We start from the raw sequence: 13,735 nt of genomic DNA on the forward strand, positions 1-13,735 counted from the left end.
CGAATAAGGAAGTTAACTGGCCGCCACAGATGAAAGGCGGCCAGCCGCTACTGGCAAATGCTTAATGGCAGTGGTAATCGCCCGTTTTGTGGTTGCGGTGACAGCCTTTGGAATCCGTACCGCCGCTGTGGGCAAGGGCTGCCACGGAGGTTAAAGCGAGAACAGCAGCAATCAGGACAGCAGAAAACTTCTTCATGAGGAACTCCTTTTCAGCTTCTTGTTGTGTGTGACTCAAGTCACACTTGCAAGGTATGGCAAAAAGCCTGCATTGAGCAAGAAGGCTGCGAAGAGGGAAGCCCTATCTAGCCGAGCGAGCGAATCAGGTGCAGTGCAGCCAGATGCCCAGGGTAGAACCAATAGCCCCAGCGCTTGACCGGCCAGATTTTGAAATGGCCCGGTCGGCGCAGCAGCAATAGCCCAAGCAGTGGAGCGGCGAAGGCGACGGCTACTATCAGCAGGGTAAAGGGCTGCAATTCCCACTCCGCGAGCCAGCGGTTGCGACTGTTGGCCATTACGCAAAGCGCGGCGGGCAATAGCCACACAAGACCAGGCCGTTGAATAGCCAGCAGCAATGCCGCCGGCAGCAGCGTTCCGAAAACGCCGTACATCAGGCGCTCCTGAATCAGCACAGCCACAGCCGCGCCAGCCAGAGCCAGAACAAAACCGTCGCGTCCACGGTGATGCGCGCCCCAGGCGATAAGTAGGCCCAGCAACAGCGAAGGCATCACGTTGATCGTGCTGCTGTCGCTGGACAGCAGGCGATAGGGCAACTCCGAGATCACGGCAAACGCCGCCATCCAGCCGAGGTAACGAACATTATCCTCGGTGTACAAGGCTCCCGATTGCGAGCGCGCGACATTGGCTGCAATCCCCAGGCAGAACAGTGGAAAGGCTAAGCGCCCCACGATGAACAACCATTCGGTGTCAGGCCAGACGTAGCGCAGGTGATCCAGCAGCATGGTCAGCATTGCCAGCCACTTGATCAAATCCAGGTTGGTGTCGCGCGTATGCAGGCTCACCCGAACCACCCAAGCGTCAAGGCAGCTAGCACCAGATAGCGAGTGGCCTTGGCCAGCGTCACGATCAACAGAAAGCTCGAGAACGGTTCGCGCATAACACCGGCTACCACGGTAAGCGGATCACCAATGATCGGCACCCAACTGAGCAGCAGCGACCAGCGACCGAAGCGGTGATAAGCCTGCTGGGCCTTTTCCAGTTTGCCTTCGCTGACGGGAAACCAGCGCTTGTGGCGGTAGTGCTCGATAGAGCGACCCAGCAGCCAGTTCAGCACCGAGCCCAGCACATTACCCGTGGTGGCCACTGCCAGCAGCGCCCAGGCCGCGTAGCGGTCGGTCAGCAGCAACCCAACCAGTACCGCCTCCGACTGCATAGGCAACAGCGTGGCGGCACCGAAGGCGGCGAAGAACAGGCCGAAATAACCGGATAATTCCCACATTGGGCTAGGCGTTCAGGCCGATCCAGCCGTGGAAGCCGACGTAAATCCCCACACCAATGATCAGCACGCTGGACAGGTAAGGGGCGCGACGCGCCACAACATCCAGCCAGGGCCAACGATTGGATGCCTGGCGTGCACCGATAGCGGCGGCAGCGCCAACGGAGACCAGGGTGATGGCTAAGCCAATGCTGAAGCACAAGACCAGCACGGCCCCCAGGGCGACTTCCTTCACTTGCAGGCAGAGCAGCAGCACGGTGATCGCTGCCGGGCAGGGAATCAGTCCGCCCGTCAGGCCGAACAGGATGATCTGGCCGGTGGTGACGTTGCGGTTGCTGAAGCGCTTGCGGATGTCGTTGGCATGCGCCCGCTCATGGGCATCCTGGTAGCCCTCCAGCGACAGCTCAAGCCCCTCCAGCTCGGAGTGCTCATGGTCATGACCGTGGCCGTGCTCGCGGAATTCCAGGTCATAGTCGTGGGAGTGACCGGCATGCCCCAGAATTAGGCGCGCGGTGAATTCGTGGGGTTCAGGGATCTCGCCCACTGACTCCAGGTAGTCCCCCCGGTCGACGAAGCAAAACTGCCGGGCCAGTCCATCGGGACAAGTAGTCAGCAGGCTCACTTCTGCAGCCGGCCAGACATGACCACTCAAAGTCTTCAGCCGCCAGCGCGGTGGAACGCCTTCTTCGAAGATCGACAGCTCGATACGCCCGTGCCCGGTATCGATACGATGCGTTTCATCGTGGTGGTGATGGTCATGTTGATGTTCGTCACCTTCCTCGAAACGCCACATCTGCTCGCCACGCCAGGTGCGCCAAAGCATCCACAGGGCGATGGTGATGATGATGGCGGCAGACGCGAGCTGGAAATACGGCTCGGTGGTTTCGGCATCCAGGTTCTGCCCCAGGTACATGCCAGCCATGGCTACCAACCAGACCACGGCTGTGTGTGAAAGCGTTGCGGCAAGACCCAGTAGAACGGCCTGCTTCACCGTGCCACGAATGGCCACGATAAACGCCGCCATCATGGTTTTCGAATGCCCCGGTTCTAGGCCGTGCAAGGCTCCCAGTAGGATGGCGCTAGGGAAGTACAGCCAGGCCTGCGAGGCCCCCTGTTGCAACAGTTCGGCGAAGCTCGACATGGGGAAGAGACCTAGAGGTATTTGGTGATTTGCTTGAAATCTTCGAGTGATGCGCGCTCGCCTGTCGCGAGTGCTTCGACCGTATGCTCCAGACAGTGGTCGATATGGTCTTGGATAAGCACACGCTTGGCTTGGCAGACGGCTTTTTCCACGGCATGCAGCTGCTGAGCGATGTCGACGCAGGCCCGGCTGTCTTCGATCATGCTGACGATGCTGCGCAGGTGGCCCTCCGCACGTTTCAACCTTTTGATGATATCGCTATGACTTTGGTGCTGGTGGCCGTGTTCGTGATCGCTCATGCCTTGAGTCTCATGCGTCGATGAATTACGCTCGAATGCTATCCCCCTGGGGGGGATATGGTCAAACCGACCACCTCTTCCAGAAAAGCCACACGCTTAGGCATTGAAAGAACCACGACATGCTCAGCAACCCCATCAGCACCAAGGTGATTTTCGCCCTTGCCCTCGCCATCTTGATGGCCTGGGCCGGACATACCTCTGCGCTGTTTATGGGTTCGAGCCAGCAGGCTTTGGATGGTAACGACACCATTCATCCGCATACTCATGGTGACGAGGCTCTGGCCTGTGCTGCGTACGGGGATCACTGCCACTCGTCGCTGACTGCCGACCATCTGCATGAAACACCGCACCTGACCACGCTACTCAGCATCAGCACGCGGCCAGAGCGTGCTCAGCCGATAGAAGCTCCTCGCCATTCCATTCCTTCCACTCCGATCTTCCTGATCGAGCGGCCACCACGCGCCACATTCATGCTCTGACACAGGCCGCCAAGCGGCCCAAGACCACTGCAATTTAGGACTTAACTATGTCTTCGCTATCTATGGGCGCAATGGACGCATCTGTCGTGCGTCCGAATCGCTCGCTATTACTGCTGCTGTTGTTCATTGCATTGCTGTTTCTCGGCATGCCTGATGCGCTGGCCCACGCTGTCGCCGAGGGCGACAAAGGCTTTATCCAGGAGAGCTCCGGGGTGATGGTGTTGCCGTTTATCTACATGGGCGCTAAGCACATGATCACCGGCTACGACCATCTGCTGTTCCTCTTTGGGGTGATCTTCTTTCTCTACCGCCTGAAGGACGTGGGGCTCTACGTAACCCTGTTCGCCGTGGGCCACACCGTGACGCTGCTGCTGGGCGTACTAGCGGAAATCAACATCAGCTCCTATGTGATCGACGCCATCATCGGTTTCTCTGTGGTGTACAAGGCGCTGGATAACCTGGGCGCGTTCCAGCGCTGGTTCGGTCACCAGCCGAACACCAAAGCGGCCACGCTGATATTTGGCTTGCTGCATGGCTTCGGTCTGGCGACCAAGATTCAGGAGTACGAGATCTCGGCAGACGGCCTGATCACCAACCTGATCGCATTTAATGTCGGCGTCGAAATCGGCCAGCTCCTGGCCTTGAGCGCCATCCTGATTGTCATGGGCTACTGGCGACGCACAGCCAGCTTCTGGCGCCATGCCTACACCGCCAACGTCGCCATGATGAGCGCCGGTTTCCTCTTGATGGGTTACCAGCTCACCGGCCTGATCGTCTCTCAGTAAGGAATTTTCAGCATGTTCAATACCAAGCTTCCAACTCAAAGCGAATTGCCGACCAGCCGCCAACTGCTGCGCTCCACTGTGATCGCCGTGGGTGTTGCCGCAGCCTTACTAGTCACCGTGGTGATGCCTTCGGAGTACGCCATCGACCCGACGGGCGTTGGTCGCGTACTCGGCCTGACCCAGATGGGCGAAATGAAGATAACCCTGGCCGAAGAAGCGGTAGCGGATGCAGCGGTTCAGCCAGCTGCGGCTCCCGTGGCTCAAGCTCCCGCGCCTGTTCAGCCGGTAGTTCAAGAACCTGTTGCAGCAGCACCTGTGGCCGAACCCGTAGTTGAGCCTCAGCCAGCCCTGAAGTCGGATGAAGTGACTGTCACGCTGAAGCCGGGCGAGGCCAGTGAAATCAAACTGGAGATGCTGAACAAGGCCACGGTCAGCTACGAGTGGACAACCAATGGTATTCCGGTCAACCACGACACCCACGGCGAACCCTACAACGGCCCCAAGGGCTATTACCACAGCTACAGCAAGGGTAAGCAGATGAAGGGCGACAAGGGTGAATTCACCGCCATCTTCGACGGCACGCACGGCTGGTTCTGGCGCAACCGCAGCAACAGCGACGTGACCATCACGCTGAAGACCAAGGGCGAGTACCTGAGCGTCAAACGCGTGATTTAAGGTTTTTGCCTCTTCCGTCAGCTGGCGGAAGAGGCAACTCTCAGCCAATGGCACCACGCCCTGCACATCCACGGCACTATTTATCGACGCTGAAGCAGTCCCTCACCGATCCACTGCTTCAGCCAGGTAGCCGCTCGCAGAGGTGCCTGTTCGCCGTGTTGACCCACGAGGTTTTCGCACATTGAAGCAAACGAGCCTCCATCGCTAAGTAACCGCAAAGCCGAAGCTTCACCCGACTCAAGAGTACGGTACTGACAGACCAACTCATGTCGCCAAACCAAGCAATCCAGGGGAGTGGACAGCGCAACGACATCAGGAATATCGGCCTCGGCCTTGGCAGCCACCCAAATACCCACGGTGTTGTGCTGTAGCTGCAACCAACGAACCGAGGGTGTGAGGTATACCCGCAGATTGACCCAGTCATCAGCTGAAAAACGACTCATCACATCCAGCGACAGTGGCTCTGTATCAGGTGCGTCGAAGGCCAGGGTAAAGGCCCATTCAAGTGTGGCGAATTCTATCATCGGGGAACGTTGCGGCTCGGCAATATAGCCGCGGATGAACTCCGGCAGCCTCTCACCCAGCCAGCGCAAACTGAAATGTCTAGGTGGCCACGCGCTGATATAAGCCAAGGCCAACTGTGCAAATGACTCATCACCCATCCAGCGATGCAACGCTGGGAAGTCTTCCCTCAAGACGGAAAGAAGCCTGGCGCGATAAGCGTTGTGGTAAATCATCAGGCCATCTGCGGCAGGCAGCGTATTGCTACCTTGAATCTGCTCCATCAGCTCATGTGGGATAACGCTATCGCCTGTGGCCAGGTAACGCTCCAGCGCTTCCTGCTGAGCACTCAGGCGCATGGTGCGGCAGCCCTTAGAGCATTGGCGGAGATAGAGCGCGCCTTGGACAGCTCCGCTAATAGCTCGTCAAAGGGCGGGAAATGATCATCTCGCTCAATCAGGGTGGCAGTAGCACCCAAATAGCTCAGCGTTTTGCTATACAGAGTCCAAACCGGATCGGCAATCGGCTGATCATGGGTGTCGATGAGGTAGTGGCCGTAGTCGCTGTGGCCAGCTAGGTGGATCTGGCGAATTCGACCATGAGGCAACTCCATGATGAATTGCCAAGGGTCGAATCCCTGGTTACGTGAACTGACGTATACATTGTTCACATCAAGCAATATCTCGCAGCCCGTCAGGCTACTCAGCTCGGCCAGAAACTGGGACTCACTCATACACGAGGTTTTCCACTGCACGTAGGCCGACACGTTCTCAAGCACCAGGGGGCGCTGCAATACATCCTGAACCAGCCGAACCCTTGACGCGACATGCAGCAGGCTTTCCTGGGTGAATGGCAGCGGCAGCAGATCATGCAGGTGATGGGCACTACCCCGACTCCAACACAGATGATCAGCGACCCAACAGGGCTGAACTCGGTCGGCCAAGGTTTTCAATTGCCGCAAGTAGTCGGCGTCGATCTCATGAGGACCGCCAATCGACAAGGAAACCCCGTGCATAACCAGCGGATACTGCTCTTTGATCGCGTCGAGAAAATAGAGGGCTTTCCCCCCGCCGACCATGTAATTCTCGGAGATGATCTCGAACCAGTCGACTTCAGGACGTTGCTCCAAAATCTGCTGGTAATACTCGCTACGTAAGCCCAGGCCAAAACCCAGCGTGTTGCTTTTGCTCATTAGAACTCCGAGTCAAGGGAGTGACTTGCACTCCCTCGGATGGACTTACTCGCTGGTTTTACCACCGGCCTCATCGCACTTTTCTTGGGTCATCAAATTGAAACCCTGGCCTTTGCATTCCCCCTGGCCTTTGCAGGCATTCTTTGCAGTCATGCAATCGTTTTGGCCTTTGCAGCCATTCACACCAAAGCATTTGACTTCGGCTGTTTTCGCGTCCTGAGCCGCTTGAACCGGCAGGGTGGCAAATAGGCTGGCGGCAACGAGTGCCAATGCAGCGCCGGTAGCAACGGTATTTTTCGTCGACATAGTGGCTATCTCTCTTGAGCGTTGTGTGGGGGTCAGGACTATTTAGCGCCACTGACCGGAAGAAGCTTAGGCATCGCTGCCAGGCATGCCATAAAACGAATCCGCGCAGGCTTCATAAACGGGCATGAGTAGACACTACAGAGGCCCGTGGAGACTCGACAAGAGAGAAGTAGCAACCTGACAGAACTGTAATGTTCAGCTCAGGTTTATGACAGGGCGCTCTGGTTAAGGTTACTTCGAGCCTGAAGCTCAATGCCTGATGCCGACCCACTCAGGGTCACCGGGCCAACTGAACTGAATCGAGGAACGCCCATATGAAATCAATTAAAACCCTGTTCGTGGTTATCGCGCTTACCGCCTCCTCTTTGGCGATGGCCGAAGGCGGTGCTGACCGGACTTTTGCTCGCATGGAACAGGCCAGCAAAGTATCGATGGAAGCCTATCAACTGGCCCAGCAAGAGAAAAAAGAGTCGCCGGTTGCAGGTAATAAAACCCAAACAGCCGACCACGCTAACTGCTAGTACACGGCCAACCTGACAGAAATGTAATCACTTAGCCGGTTGAGATATGGCAATTTCTCAAGCTCGCTGTCGAACCGATTTGAAAAATCACGGCAGTGGGCAAGGCTGATAGGGAAACCCTCCCAGGATGAAGCTGACAATCAACCTGAAGTTACGGTTGTTTACCCTGGTTCCTCTAACTGATTGGACATAACGGCATGCACTGCAAAACCTCAAGACGAACCTTCGTAAAAGGCCTGGCCGCCACCGGCATTCTCGGAGGCCTTGGCTTGTGGCGCACTCCCGTTTGGGCGGTGACCAGCCCAGGTCAGCCCAACGTATTGACTGGTACCGACTTCGACTTATTCATTGGTGAAACGCCAGTGAACATTACCGGAGCAGCCCGGACCGCGATGGCTATTAATGGGTCCATTCCAGGGCCAATTTTGCGCTGGCGGGAAGGCGATACCGTCACACTGCGTGTGAAAAACCGCTTGGCCGAAGACACCTCGATTCACTGGCACGGCATCATTTTGCCCGCGAACATGGATGGTGTGCCTGGCTTGAGCTTCCACGGCATCGCGCCCGATGGCATGTACGAGTACAAGTTCAAGGTCAATCAAAATGGTACTTACTGGTACCACAGCCACTCTGGGTTGCAGGAGCAGATTGGCGTTTACGGTGCCCTGGTCATCGATGCCAAGGAGCCTGAGCCGTTTAGCTATGACCGTGACTACGTGGTGATGCTGACTGACTGGACTGATGAAGACCCAACACGGTTATTGGCCAAGCTTAAAAAGCAGTCGGACTACTACAACCAGCACAAGCGCACCGTTGGCGACTTTATCAATGACGTGAGCGAGCAAGGTTGGTCGGCAGCGGTTGCTGATCGCAAGATGTGGGCCGAGATGAAGATGAGCCCCACTGATCTAGCCGACGTAAGTGCCTACACCTACACCTACCTGATGAATGGCCAGGCACCTAATGGGAACTGGACAGGTATTTTCAAACCGGGCGAAAAGCTCCGTTTGCGCTTCATTAACGGCTCGGCCATGACCTACTTCGACGTGCGCATTCCAGGCCTGAAGATGACGGTTGTTGCGGCCGATGGCCTGCACGTCAAGCCAGTCAGCGTTGATGAGCTGCGCATCGCCGTGGCCGAGACTTACGACGTGATTGTCGAACTCGCTGACCAAGAGGCTTACACCATTTTTGCCCAGTCCATGGATCGCACCGGCTATGCCCGCGGCACTCTGGCTACACGTGAAGGGTTGAGCGCTCCAGTACCCGAAACCGATCCTCGCCCCCTGATCGCCATGGGCGACATGGGTATGGATCACGGCAGCATGGCGGGCATGGACCACGGCAGCATGCAAGGCGGCATGAGCGGCATGGATCACAGCAAGATGGCCGGGATGGACGCTGGCGGAATGCAAGGTGATATGGCAGGTATGGACCACAGCAAGATGGCTGGCATGAGCCCTGGCACCATGCAGGGTGACATGGCCGGTATGGATCACAGCAAAATGACCGGCATGGACCATTCAGGTATGGCGGGTATGGGCGCAGCAATGCAATCGCATCCGGCCTCTGAAACCAATAACCCGCTGGTCGACATGCAAACCATGACTCCGACCCACAAGCTTAACGATCCAGGTATCGGCCTACGCGACAATGGTCGTCGCGTGCTGACCTATTCCGACTTGAAAAGCATCTTCCCCGACCCGGATGGCCGCGAACCCAGCCGAACCATTGAGCTGCACCTCACCGGGCACATGGAGAAATTTTCCTGGTCCTTCGACGGCATCAAGTTCTCGGATGCCGAGCCTTTGCGCCTTAAGTACGGCGAGCGTGTCCGCATCACGCTGGTCAACGACACCATGATGACTCACCCCATCCACCTTCACGGCATGTGGAGTGATCTGGAGGATGCGAACGGCAACTTCATGGTTCGTAAACACACCATCGACATGCCGCCAGGTTCCAAACGCAGTTATCGAGTGACTGCCGATGCATTGGGTCGCTGGGCCTACCACTGCCACCTACTACTCCACATGGAAATGGGCATGTTCCGTGAAGTTCGTGTGGATGAGTAAAGGAGATATCTGATGAGTACTTTTATGAAGCGGAAGGCCCTGGTTGGCAGCGCTACCTTATTGAGCCTTTTGGCTGCCCTACAAGCCCCGGTGTTGTTGGCCGGCGAAGGTCACAGTGAGCACGAACAACATGCTACTGAGACACAGGCTCCCAAATCGGTACCTGACAAGAAGGCCGCACAAGCGAAGGAAAGGGCTGCTAGTCAGCAGATGGATCACGGGGACATGAACCATGGCGGCATGGATCACGAAAGCATGATGGATAAGCATGGCGGCACCGAAGCCGAAGCAGGTTCGAACCATGACCACTAGGTTTTTACGTCCGCCCCTAACAGCACTGGCAGTGTCGCTGAGCATGCTTGGCAGCGGGCTCACCCTCGCTGCGGAAGAAATGGATCATTCGGCAATGGGCCACGGTTCCATGCCGATGGACCATAGCAAAATGAACCACGGTTCTGCCAAAGAGCCGATGGAGACCATGGATCATAGCCAGATGGGCCAGAGCCATGAAAAGGCTCCGACTATGGACCACAGCAAGATGGGTCACGGCGCTATGCAGGGGCAGATGGAGGGTATGGATCATTCAAAGATGAACCATGGTTCCGCTGAAGCCCCGAGAACTACCAGTCGCACGCCTATCCCGGTGCTGACAGATGCGGATCGTGAAGCAGCGTTCCCGCCGTTGCCAGGCCATAAGGTTCACGACAGCGCCATCAACAGCTTTTTCCTGCTCGATCAGCTCGAATACCAGGATGCCGATGAAGGCAGCACCTTGGCCTGGGATGCGTCCGGCTGGATTGGCGGAGACATCAATCGTCTCTGGCTTCGCTCCGAGGGTGAACGCACCAATGGCGTCACTGAGGATGCTGAATTGCAGGCCTTGTACGGGCGCTCGATTGGTCCTTGGTGGGATGTGGTCGCGGGTGTTCGCCAAGACTTCAAGCCAGAGTCGCCACAGACTTGGGCCGCATTCGGCATCCAGGGTATGGCGCTGTATGCCTTCGAGGCGGAGGCCACTGCCTTCGTCGGCGAGAACGGCCAGACGGCTGCGCGCTTAGAAGGCGAGTACGACATCCTGCTGACCAATCGCCTGATCCTTCAGCCGACCGCTGAAGTGAATTTCTACGGCAAGAACGATCCCGAGCGAGGCATCGGCTCCGGCCTGGCCAATGCCGAGGTCGGTCTGCGGCTGCGTTACGAGATTATTCGCCAGTTCGCACCCTACATCGGCGTTTCCTGGAGTCGCTCCTTCGGCAACACGGCCGACCTGATGCGAGATGAGGGTGAGGATGTTGAGGAGGCACTCTTAGTTGCCGGTATTCGGATGTGGTTTTGAGAGCCTGACATGAAAAGAACAATTAAAACCTTAGTGGCGGCGGGTGTCGTCGGAAGCGCTGCATTAGTTGGCGGTGCCTACTTGGGCTTGGTCAACGTGGGTGCCGATGACCCTCACTTCCCGGCAGTACATGCTTTCCTGACAATGGCCAGAGATCGCTCTATCGAAGTGCGTTCCAAAGATATAGAAGTACCCAATCTCAATGATGACGCGCTTATCAAAGCCGGGGCTGGTAACTACAATTCTATGTGCATCGGCTGTCATTTGGCACCGGGTGTTGCTGAAACAGAACTCAGCCAATCCCTCTATCCCGCTCCGCCGAACCTGACCAAGGTTGGCATTGATGGCAATCCCGCCGCTGCATTTTGGGTGATCAAGCACGGTATCAAGGCCACAGGCATGCCGGCCTGGGGCAAGAGCATGGGCGATCAGTACATCTGGGGCATGGTCGCGTTCCTCGATCAACTGCCGAAAATGGATGCCGGGCAGTATCAAGCCCTAGTTGCATCGAGCGGCGGTCACGATCATGGCGGCGGTGAGACCCAGATGCATAACCACGAAGGTCAACATGGAAGCGCCAAGACGGATCATCACGCCGAGCCTGAGGCTGCGACAGATCATCATGCTTCGGATAGTTCAAAGGCGAACGCAGGTGCCGACCATCACGGTGATTCGTCGAGCAGCGCAGATCATCACGCAGCAGATATGACGCCATCAGGCAGCGGCGCAGACCACCATGCGACGGATGGCCAAACGGCGGAAGAGGCTGCTGGTCATCACGAAACAGAGCCAGCTCAAAAGGAGCAGGCCCCGGCCGCTGCTCCCAACACTCACACCCATGCCGATGGCAAAGAGCACCTTCATGACAGCTAAATGTAAAGGAGCACGGGTGGCGATGCTGGCCGCCTTGTTTATGACCTCGGCAGTTCAATCAGCTGATGCCCTGACAATCGACGTGCACCGTGATGCAAATTGTGGTTGCTGCAAGAAGTGGATCTCGCACTTGGAAGCGAACGGCTTCAGAGTCATCGACCATGTCGAGGGCGATATGACCTCGGTTAAGCAACGACTCGGTGTTGCACCACGACTGGCGTCCTGCCACACCGCCGTGATCGACGGCAAATTCGTCGAGGGTCACGTACCAGCAGCGCAAATCATCGAACTATCCAAACGTGATGATCTGGCTGGTATCGCCGTTCCCGGCATGCCGGCAGGCTCACCTGGTATGGAAGTTGGTGGTACGCAGCATGCCTATCAGGTTATCGGGTTGACCAAGGCGGGTACTGACCAAGTTATTGCCGACTACCCCGCGCAGTAATATTCCCATCTAGAACCGAGCACTCAGACTTTTCATTCAAAGGTGAGTGCTCGGAATCACGATTTCTCACTCCTGCGCCCTCTGTTCCCCTCAATACAGCCCTTTACGACTAGCAGCACAACTAGCCGCATAGATCCGTATGAAAAAAGGCACCCGAGGGTGCCGAAGGCTGTCTCCAAACCAAAGGAGCAATACAGGGGACAGCAGTGAAGCGAGGCGAGGGCCGCAGGGCACTTGCCGATGACGCTTTAAAGCACTTCGAGTGGGTACTCGACGATGAGACGAACCTCATCCAAATCTGACTCGAAGTCGGTTGCACGGGTCGTTGCCTGGCGAATGCGGAAGGACATGTCTTTCAGTGATCCGGCTTGCACGACGTACTTGGCTTCGATGTCGCGCTCCCACCGTTTCTGATCGGTCAGCGGATTACCATCATCGCCGCGCCGCATGTAAACCTCGTTGGCGTTGGTGTAGTCAGCATCCCAGCCCTGCGCGTAGCGGGTCATGAAGCTCAGGCCGGGTACACCAAAAGGCTCCATGTCCAAGTCATAGCGCACCTGCCAGGACTTTTCCTTGGGCGAGTTGAAGTCGCTGTACTGGATGGAATTATCCAGGTAGATCGAGTCGGATTGACGCAGGTAATCGAAATCGTCATCGCCGTTATTGCGCTGAATGCCAACCATGACGGTATGGGCACCAAATTGTACTCCAGCCTTACCGCTCCAGATGTTGTTATCGAAGCTGCCCAGATGTTGTTTTCCCTCATCGACAGCTTTGTAGTAATTAAGTCCACCGATCAAGGCAACATCGTCGGAGAGCGGATAGCTCAACGTGGTACCAGCGTAGTACTGGTTCCAAGCATCTTTGAGGCGGCTGGTATAGAGGCTGATGCCGACGTTGTCGTTGACCGAGTAATCACCACCAAAATAGGCAATCCAGGGGGCGTCGACGGAGCCCGCATAGAACGTTGCGAAGCCATCGCGCATGCTGCTTGAGTTGGGCTCGCTCATTGAATGCAGGCGGCCACCTTGCAGGGCCAAGCCATCAATACTGTTGTTGGCCACGGTGATACCGCGGAAGCTTTCGGGCAGTAGTCGCGAGTCGCCGTATTGAACAACGGGGCTGACAGGGAAAACATCGCCAGCTTTGATGACTGTATCCATGAACCTGGCTTTAACCGCACCACCCACCTTGGAGTAGTCATCTTCGGGTTGCCCTGCACTGTTGTAAGGCATCACATCAACGGAGCCACCTGCGCCGGATCGCCCATCACCAGAGTCGAGTTTCAGGCCCAGCATCGCAAACGCGTCGATACCAAAGCCAACGGTACCCTCGGTGAATCCAGACTCAAACTGCCCAATGATCCCATGCGCCCACTCTTCCGAGTAACCATTACCTGTGCCGCTCGACTGACCCTTACGAAAGTCGCGATTGAAATAGAGGTTGCGATTCAGAATAGTGAGGCTGCTGCCCTCGACGAAGCCTTCGGCCTTTTCTTCGGCGGCAATTGCAGCCTGTCCGGTGCCGATACTCAGAGCTATCAGCGATAAGCAAAAAAGGGGGTTATTCATGTGACACTCCTGAATTATTTGGCAGTTTTATCTCGGTGAGATTTCTTGTAGTAGTTGCCGTAGCGCGCCAGGCATCGCCCGTG

At 56.7% G+C, this 13,735-nt stretch carries 18 protein-coding genes; 9 read left to right on the forward strand and 9 right to left on the reverse strand.

Translation table 11 applies throughout. The features are described 5' to 3' along the window. Positions 1-61 precede the first annotated feature (61 nt). The 5 genes from BLO50_RS07830 to mreA form a co-directional block, all read right to left on the reverse strand. Complete coding sequence (locus tag BLO50_RS07830) at positions 62-196, reverse strand: YHYH domain-containing protein (protein WP_010490700.1); 135 nt, start codon at positions 194-196, stop codon at positions 62-64. Positions 197-302: 106 nt separating this feature from the next. Beyond that, the gene (locus BLO50_RS07835) at positions 303-1,019 is read right to left on the reverse strand and encodes a TraX family protein (RefSeq protein WP_279615021.1); all 717 of its coding nucleotides are present in this window, start codon (positions 1,017-1,019) and stop codon (positions 303-305) included. Then, a complete protein-coding gene (locus BLO50_RS07840) occupies positions 1,016-1,456 on the reverse strand; it encodes a YqaA family protein (RefSeq protein WP_090250679.1) in 441 nt (146 codons plus the stop codon). Before BLO50_RS07840 ends, BLO50_RS07835 begins: the two co-directional genes overlap by 4 nt. A 4-nt stretch (positions 1,457-1,460) precedes the next feature. Continuing rightward, positions 1,461-2,594 (reverse strand): nickel/cobalt efflux transporter, encoded by a 1,134-nt coding sequence (locus tag BLO50_RS07845; protein ID WP_090250682.1) that lies wholly within the window; start codon positions 2,592-2,594, stop codon positions 1,461-1,463. A gap of 11 nt (positions 2,595-2,605) precedes the next feature. Then, positions 2,606-2,893, reverse strand: coding sequence for a metal-sensing transcriptional repressor MreA (mreA, locus tag BLO50_RS07850; RefSeq protein ID WP_010953869.1), 288 nt, complete (start codon positions 2,891-2,893; stop codon positions 2,606-2,608). A 119-nt stretch (positions 2,894-3,012) separates the two neighbouring features. Between mreA and BLO50_RS07855 the strand changes: the two genes are divergently transcribed. Genes BLO50_RS07855 through BLO50_RS07865 form a run of 3 tightly spaced genes read left to right on the forward strand, consistent with a single transcriptional unit; the run spans position 3,013 to position 4,832 of the window. Next, complete coding sequence (locus tag BLO50_RS07855) at positions 3,013-3,372, forward strand: hypothetical protein (RefSeq protein WP_090250684.1); 360 nt, start codon at positions 3,013-3,015, stop codon at positions 3,370-3,372. Positions 3,373-3,419: 47 nt separating this feature from the next. After that, positions 3,420-4,157 (forward strand): HupE/UreJ family protein, encoded by a 738-nt coding sequence (locus BLO50_RS07860; protein WP_090250687.1) that lies wholly within the window; start codon positions 3,420-3,422, stop codon positions 4,155-4,157. A 12-nt stretch (positions 4,158-4,169) separates the two neighbouring features. Then, the gene (locus tag BLO50_RS07865; RefSeq protein WP_090250689.1) at positions 4,170-4,832 is read left to right on the forward strand and encodes a transmembrane anchor protein; all 663 of its coding nucleotides are present in this window, start codon (positions 4,170-4,172) and stop codon (positions 4,830-4,832) included. An 80-nt stretch (positions 4,833-4,912) separates the two neighbouring features. Here the strand turns inward: BLO50_RS07865 and BLO50_RS07870 are convergent, their stop codons facing one another. From BLO50_RS07870 to bufA2, 3 genes are read right to left on the reverse strand one after another with little or no spacing between them, the layout of a single operon-like run. Continuing rightward, positions 4,913-5,692: an HvfC/BufC N-terminal domain-containing protein gene (locus BLO50_RS07870; protein WP_090250691.1), complete on the reverse strand. Its 780-nt coding sequence runs from the start codon at positions 5,690-5,692 to the stop codon at positions 4,913-4,915. Then, positions 5,683-6,525: an MNIO family bufferin maturase gene (gene bufB / locus BLO50_RS07875; RefSeq protein WP_090250695.1), complete on the reverse strand. Its 843-nt coding sequence runs from the start codon at positions 6,523-6,525 to the stop codon at positions 5,683-5,685. The genes BLO50_RS07870 and bufB overlap by 10 nt, the downstream gene beginning before the upstream one ends. A gap of 45 nt (positions 6,526-6,570) precedes the next feature. After that, complete coding sequence (gene bufA2 / locus BLO50_RS22025) at positions 6,571-6,831, reverse strand: BufA2 family periplasmic bufferin-type metallophore (protein WP_090250697.1); 261 nt, start codon at positions 6,829-6,831, stop codon at positions 6,571-6,573. 314 nt (positions 6,832-7,145) lie between these two features. Between bufA2 and BLO50_RS07885 the strand changes: the two genes are divergently transcribed. The 6 genes from BLO50_RS07885 to BLO50_RS07910 all read left to right on the forward strand — a co-directional run bounded on the left by BLO50_RS07885 (position 7,146) and on the right by BLO50_RS07910 (position 12,081). Next, positions 7,146-7,352: a co-regulatory protein PtrA N-terminal domain-containing protein gene (locus tag BLO50_RS07885; protein ID WP_090250699.1), complete on the forward strand. Its 207-nt coding sequence runs from the start codon at positions 7,146-7,148 to the stop codon at positions 7,350-7,352. A 197-nt stretch (positions 7,353-7,549) separates the two neighbouring features. Further along, positions 7,550-9,427 (forward strand): copper resistance system multicopper oxidase, encoded by a 1,878-nt coding sequence (locus BLO50_RS07890; protein ID WP_090250702.1) that lies wholly within the window; start codon positions 7,550-7,552, stop codon positions 9,425-9,427. Between the two features lie 12 nt (positions 9,428-9,439). After that, a complete protein-coding gene (locus tag BLO50_RS07895) occupies positions 9,440-9,739 on the forward strand; it encodes a hypothetical protein (protein ID WP_090250704.1) in 300 nt (99 codons plus the stop codon). Positions 9,740-9,782: 43 nt separating this feature from the next. Further along, positions 9,783-10,763 carry a copper resistance protein B gene (locus BLO50_RS07900; protein ID WP_420875449.1) on the forward strand — a complete coding sequence of 327 codons (981 nt, stop codon included), beginning with the start codon at positions 9,783-9,785 and terminating at the stop codon, positions 10,761-10,763. Positions 10,764-10,772: 9 nt separating this feature from the next. Beyond that, on the forward strand, positions 10,773-11,636 hold the full coding sequence (locus BLO50_RS07905; RefSeq protein ID WP_090250707.1) for a c-type cytochrome: 864 nt from the start codon (positions 10,773-10,775) through the stop codon (positions 11,634-11,636). Further along, entirely contained in the window at positions 11,626-12,081 is a 456-nt protein-coding gene (locus BLO50_RS07910) for a DUF411 domain-containing protein (RefSeq protein WP_090250710.1), read from the forward strand. The genes BLO50_RS07905 and BLO50_RS07910 overlap by 11 nt, the downstream gene beginning before the upstream one ends. Before the next feature lie 248 nt (positions 12,082-12,329). On the opposite strand, the gene BLO50_RS07915 is transcribed toward BLO50_RS07910, so the two are convergent. Then, a complete protein-coding gene (locus BLO50_RS07915) occupies positions 12,330-13,652 on the reverse strand; it encodes an OprD family porin (protein ID WP_090250713.1) in 1,323 nt (440 codons plus the stop codon). Between the last annotated feature and the right edge of the window lie 83 nt (positions 13,653-13,735).

This window comes from Pseudomonas peli (assembly GCF_900099645.1).
Classification (GTDB): domain Bacteria; phylum Pseudomonadota; class Gammaproteobacteria; order Pseudomonadales; family Pseudomonadaceae; genus Aquipseudomonas; species Aquipseudomonas peli.

Bases quoted from the DNA above. Each gene is read 5' to 3' on its own strand.
- BLO50_RS07905 (WP_090250707.1), top strand. From the start codon at position 10,773: ATGAAAAGAACAATTAAAACCTTAGTGGCGGCGGGTGTCGTCGGAAGC.
- mreA (WP_010953869.1), bottom strand. From the start codon at position 2,893: ATGAGCGATCACGAACACGGCCACCAGCACCAAAGTCATAGCGATATC.
- BLO50_RS07895 (WP_090250704.1), top strand. From the start codon at position 9,440: ATGAGTACTTTTATGAAGCGGAAGGCCCTGGTTGGCAGCGCTACCTTA.
- BLO50_RS07885 (WP_090250699.1), top strand. From the start codon at position 7,146: ATGAAATCAATTAAAACCCTGTTCGTGGTTATCGCGCTTACCGCCTCC.
- BLO50_RS07865 (WP_090250689.1), top strand. From the start codon at position 4,170: ATGTTCAATACCAAGCTTCCAACTCAAAGCGAATTGCCGACCAGCCGC.
- BLO50_RS07870 (WP_090250691.1), bottom strand. From the start codon at position 5,692: ATGCGCCTGAGTGCTCAGCAGGAAGCGCTGGAGCGTTACCTGGCCACA.
- BLO50_RS07845 (WP_090250682.1), bottom strand. From the start codon at position 2,594: ATGTCGAGCTTCGCCGAACTGTTGCAACAGGGGGCCTCGCAGGCCTGG.
- BLO50_RS07890 (WP_090250702.1), top strand. From the start codon at position 7,550: ATGCACTGCAAAACCTCAAGACGAACCTTCGTAAAAGGCCTGGCCGCC.
- BLO50_RS07860 (WP_090250687.1), top strand. From the start codon at position 3,420: ATGTCTTCGCTATCTATGGGCGCAATGGACGCATCTGTCGTGCGTCCG.
- BLO50_RS07915 (WP_090250713.1), bottom strand. From the start codon at position 13,652: ATGAATAACCCCCTTTTTTGCTTATCGCTGATAGCTCTGAGTATCGGC.
- BLO50_RS07855 (WP_090250684.1), top strand. From the start codon at position 3,013: ATGCTCAGCAACCCCATCAGCACCAAGGTGATTTTCGCCCTTGCCCTC.
- bufB (WP_090250695.1), bottom strand. From the start codon at position 6,525: ATGAGCAAAAGCAACACGCTGGGTTTTGGCCTGGGCTTACGTAGCGAG.
- BLO50_RS07840 (WP_090250679.1), bottom strand. From the start codon at position 1,456: ATGTGGGAATTATCCGGTTATTTCGGCCTGTTCTTCGCCGCCTTCGGT.
- BLO50_RS07910 (WP_090250710.1), top strand. From the start codon at position 11,626: ATGACAGCTAAATGTAAAGGAGCACGGGTGGCGATGCTGGCCGCCTTG.
- bufA2 (WP_090250697.1), bottom strand. From the start codon at position 6,831: ATGTCGACGAAAAATACCGTTGCTACCGGCGCTGCATTGGCACTCGTT.
- BLO50_RS07830 (WP_010490700.1), bottom strand. From the start codon at position 196: ATGAAGAAGTTTTCTGCTGTCCTGATTGCTGCTGTTCTCGCTTTAACC.
- BLO50_RS07900 (WP_420875449.1), top strand. From the start codon at position 9,783: ATGCTTGGCAGCGGGCTCACCCTCGCTGCGGAAGAAATGGATCATTCG.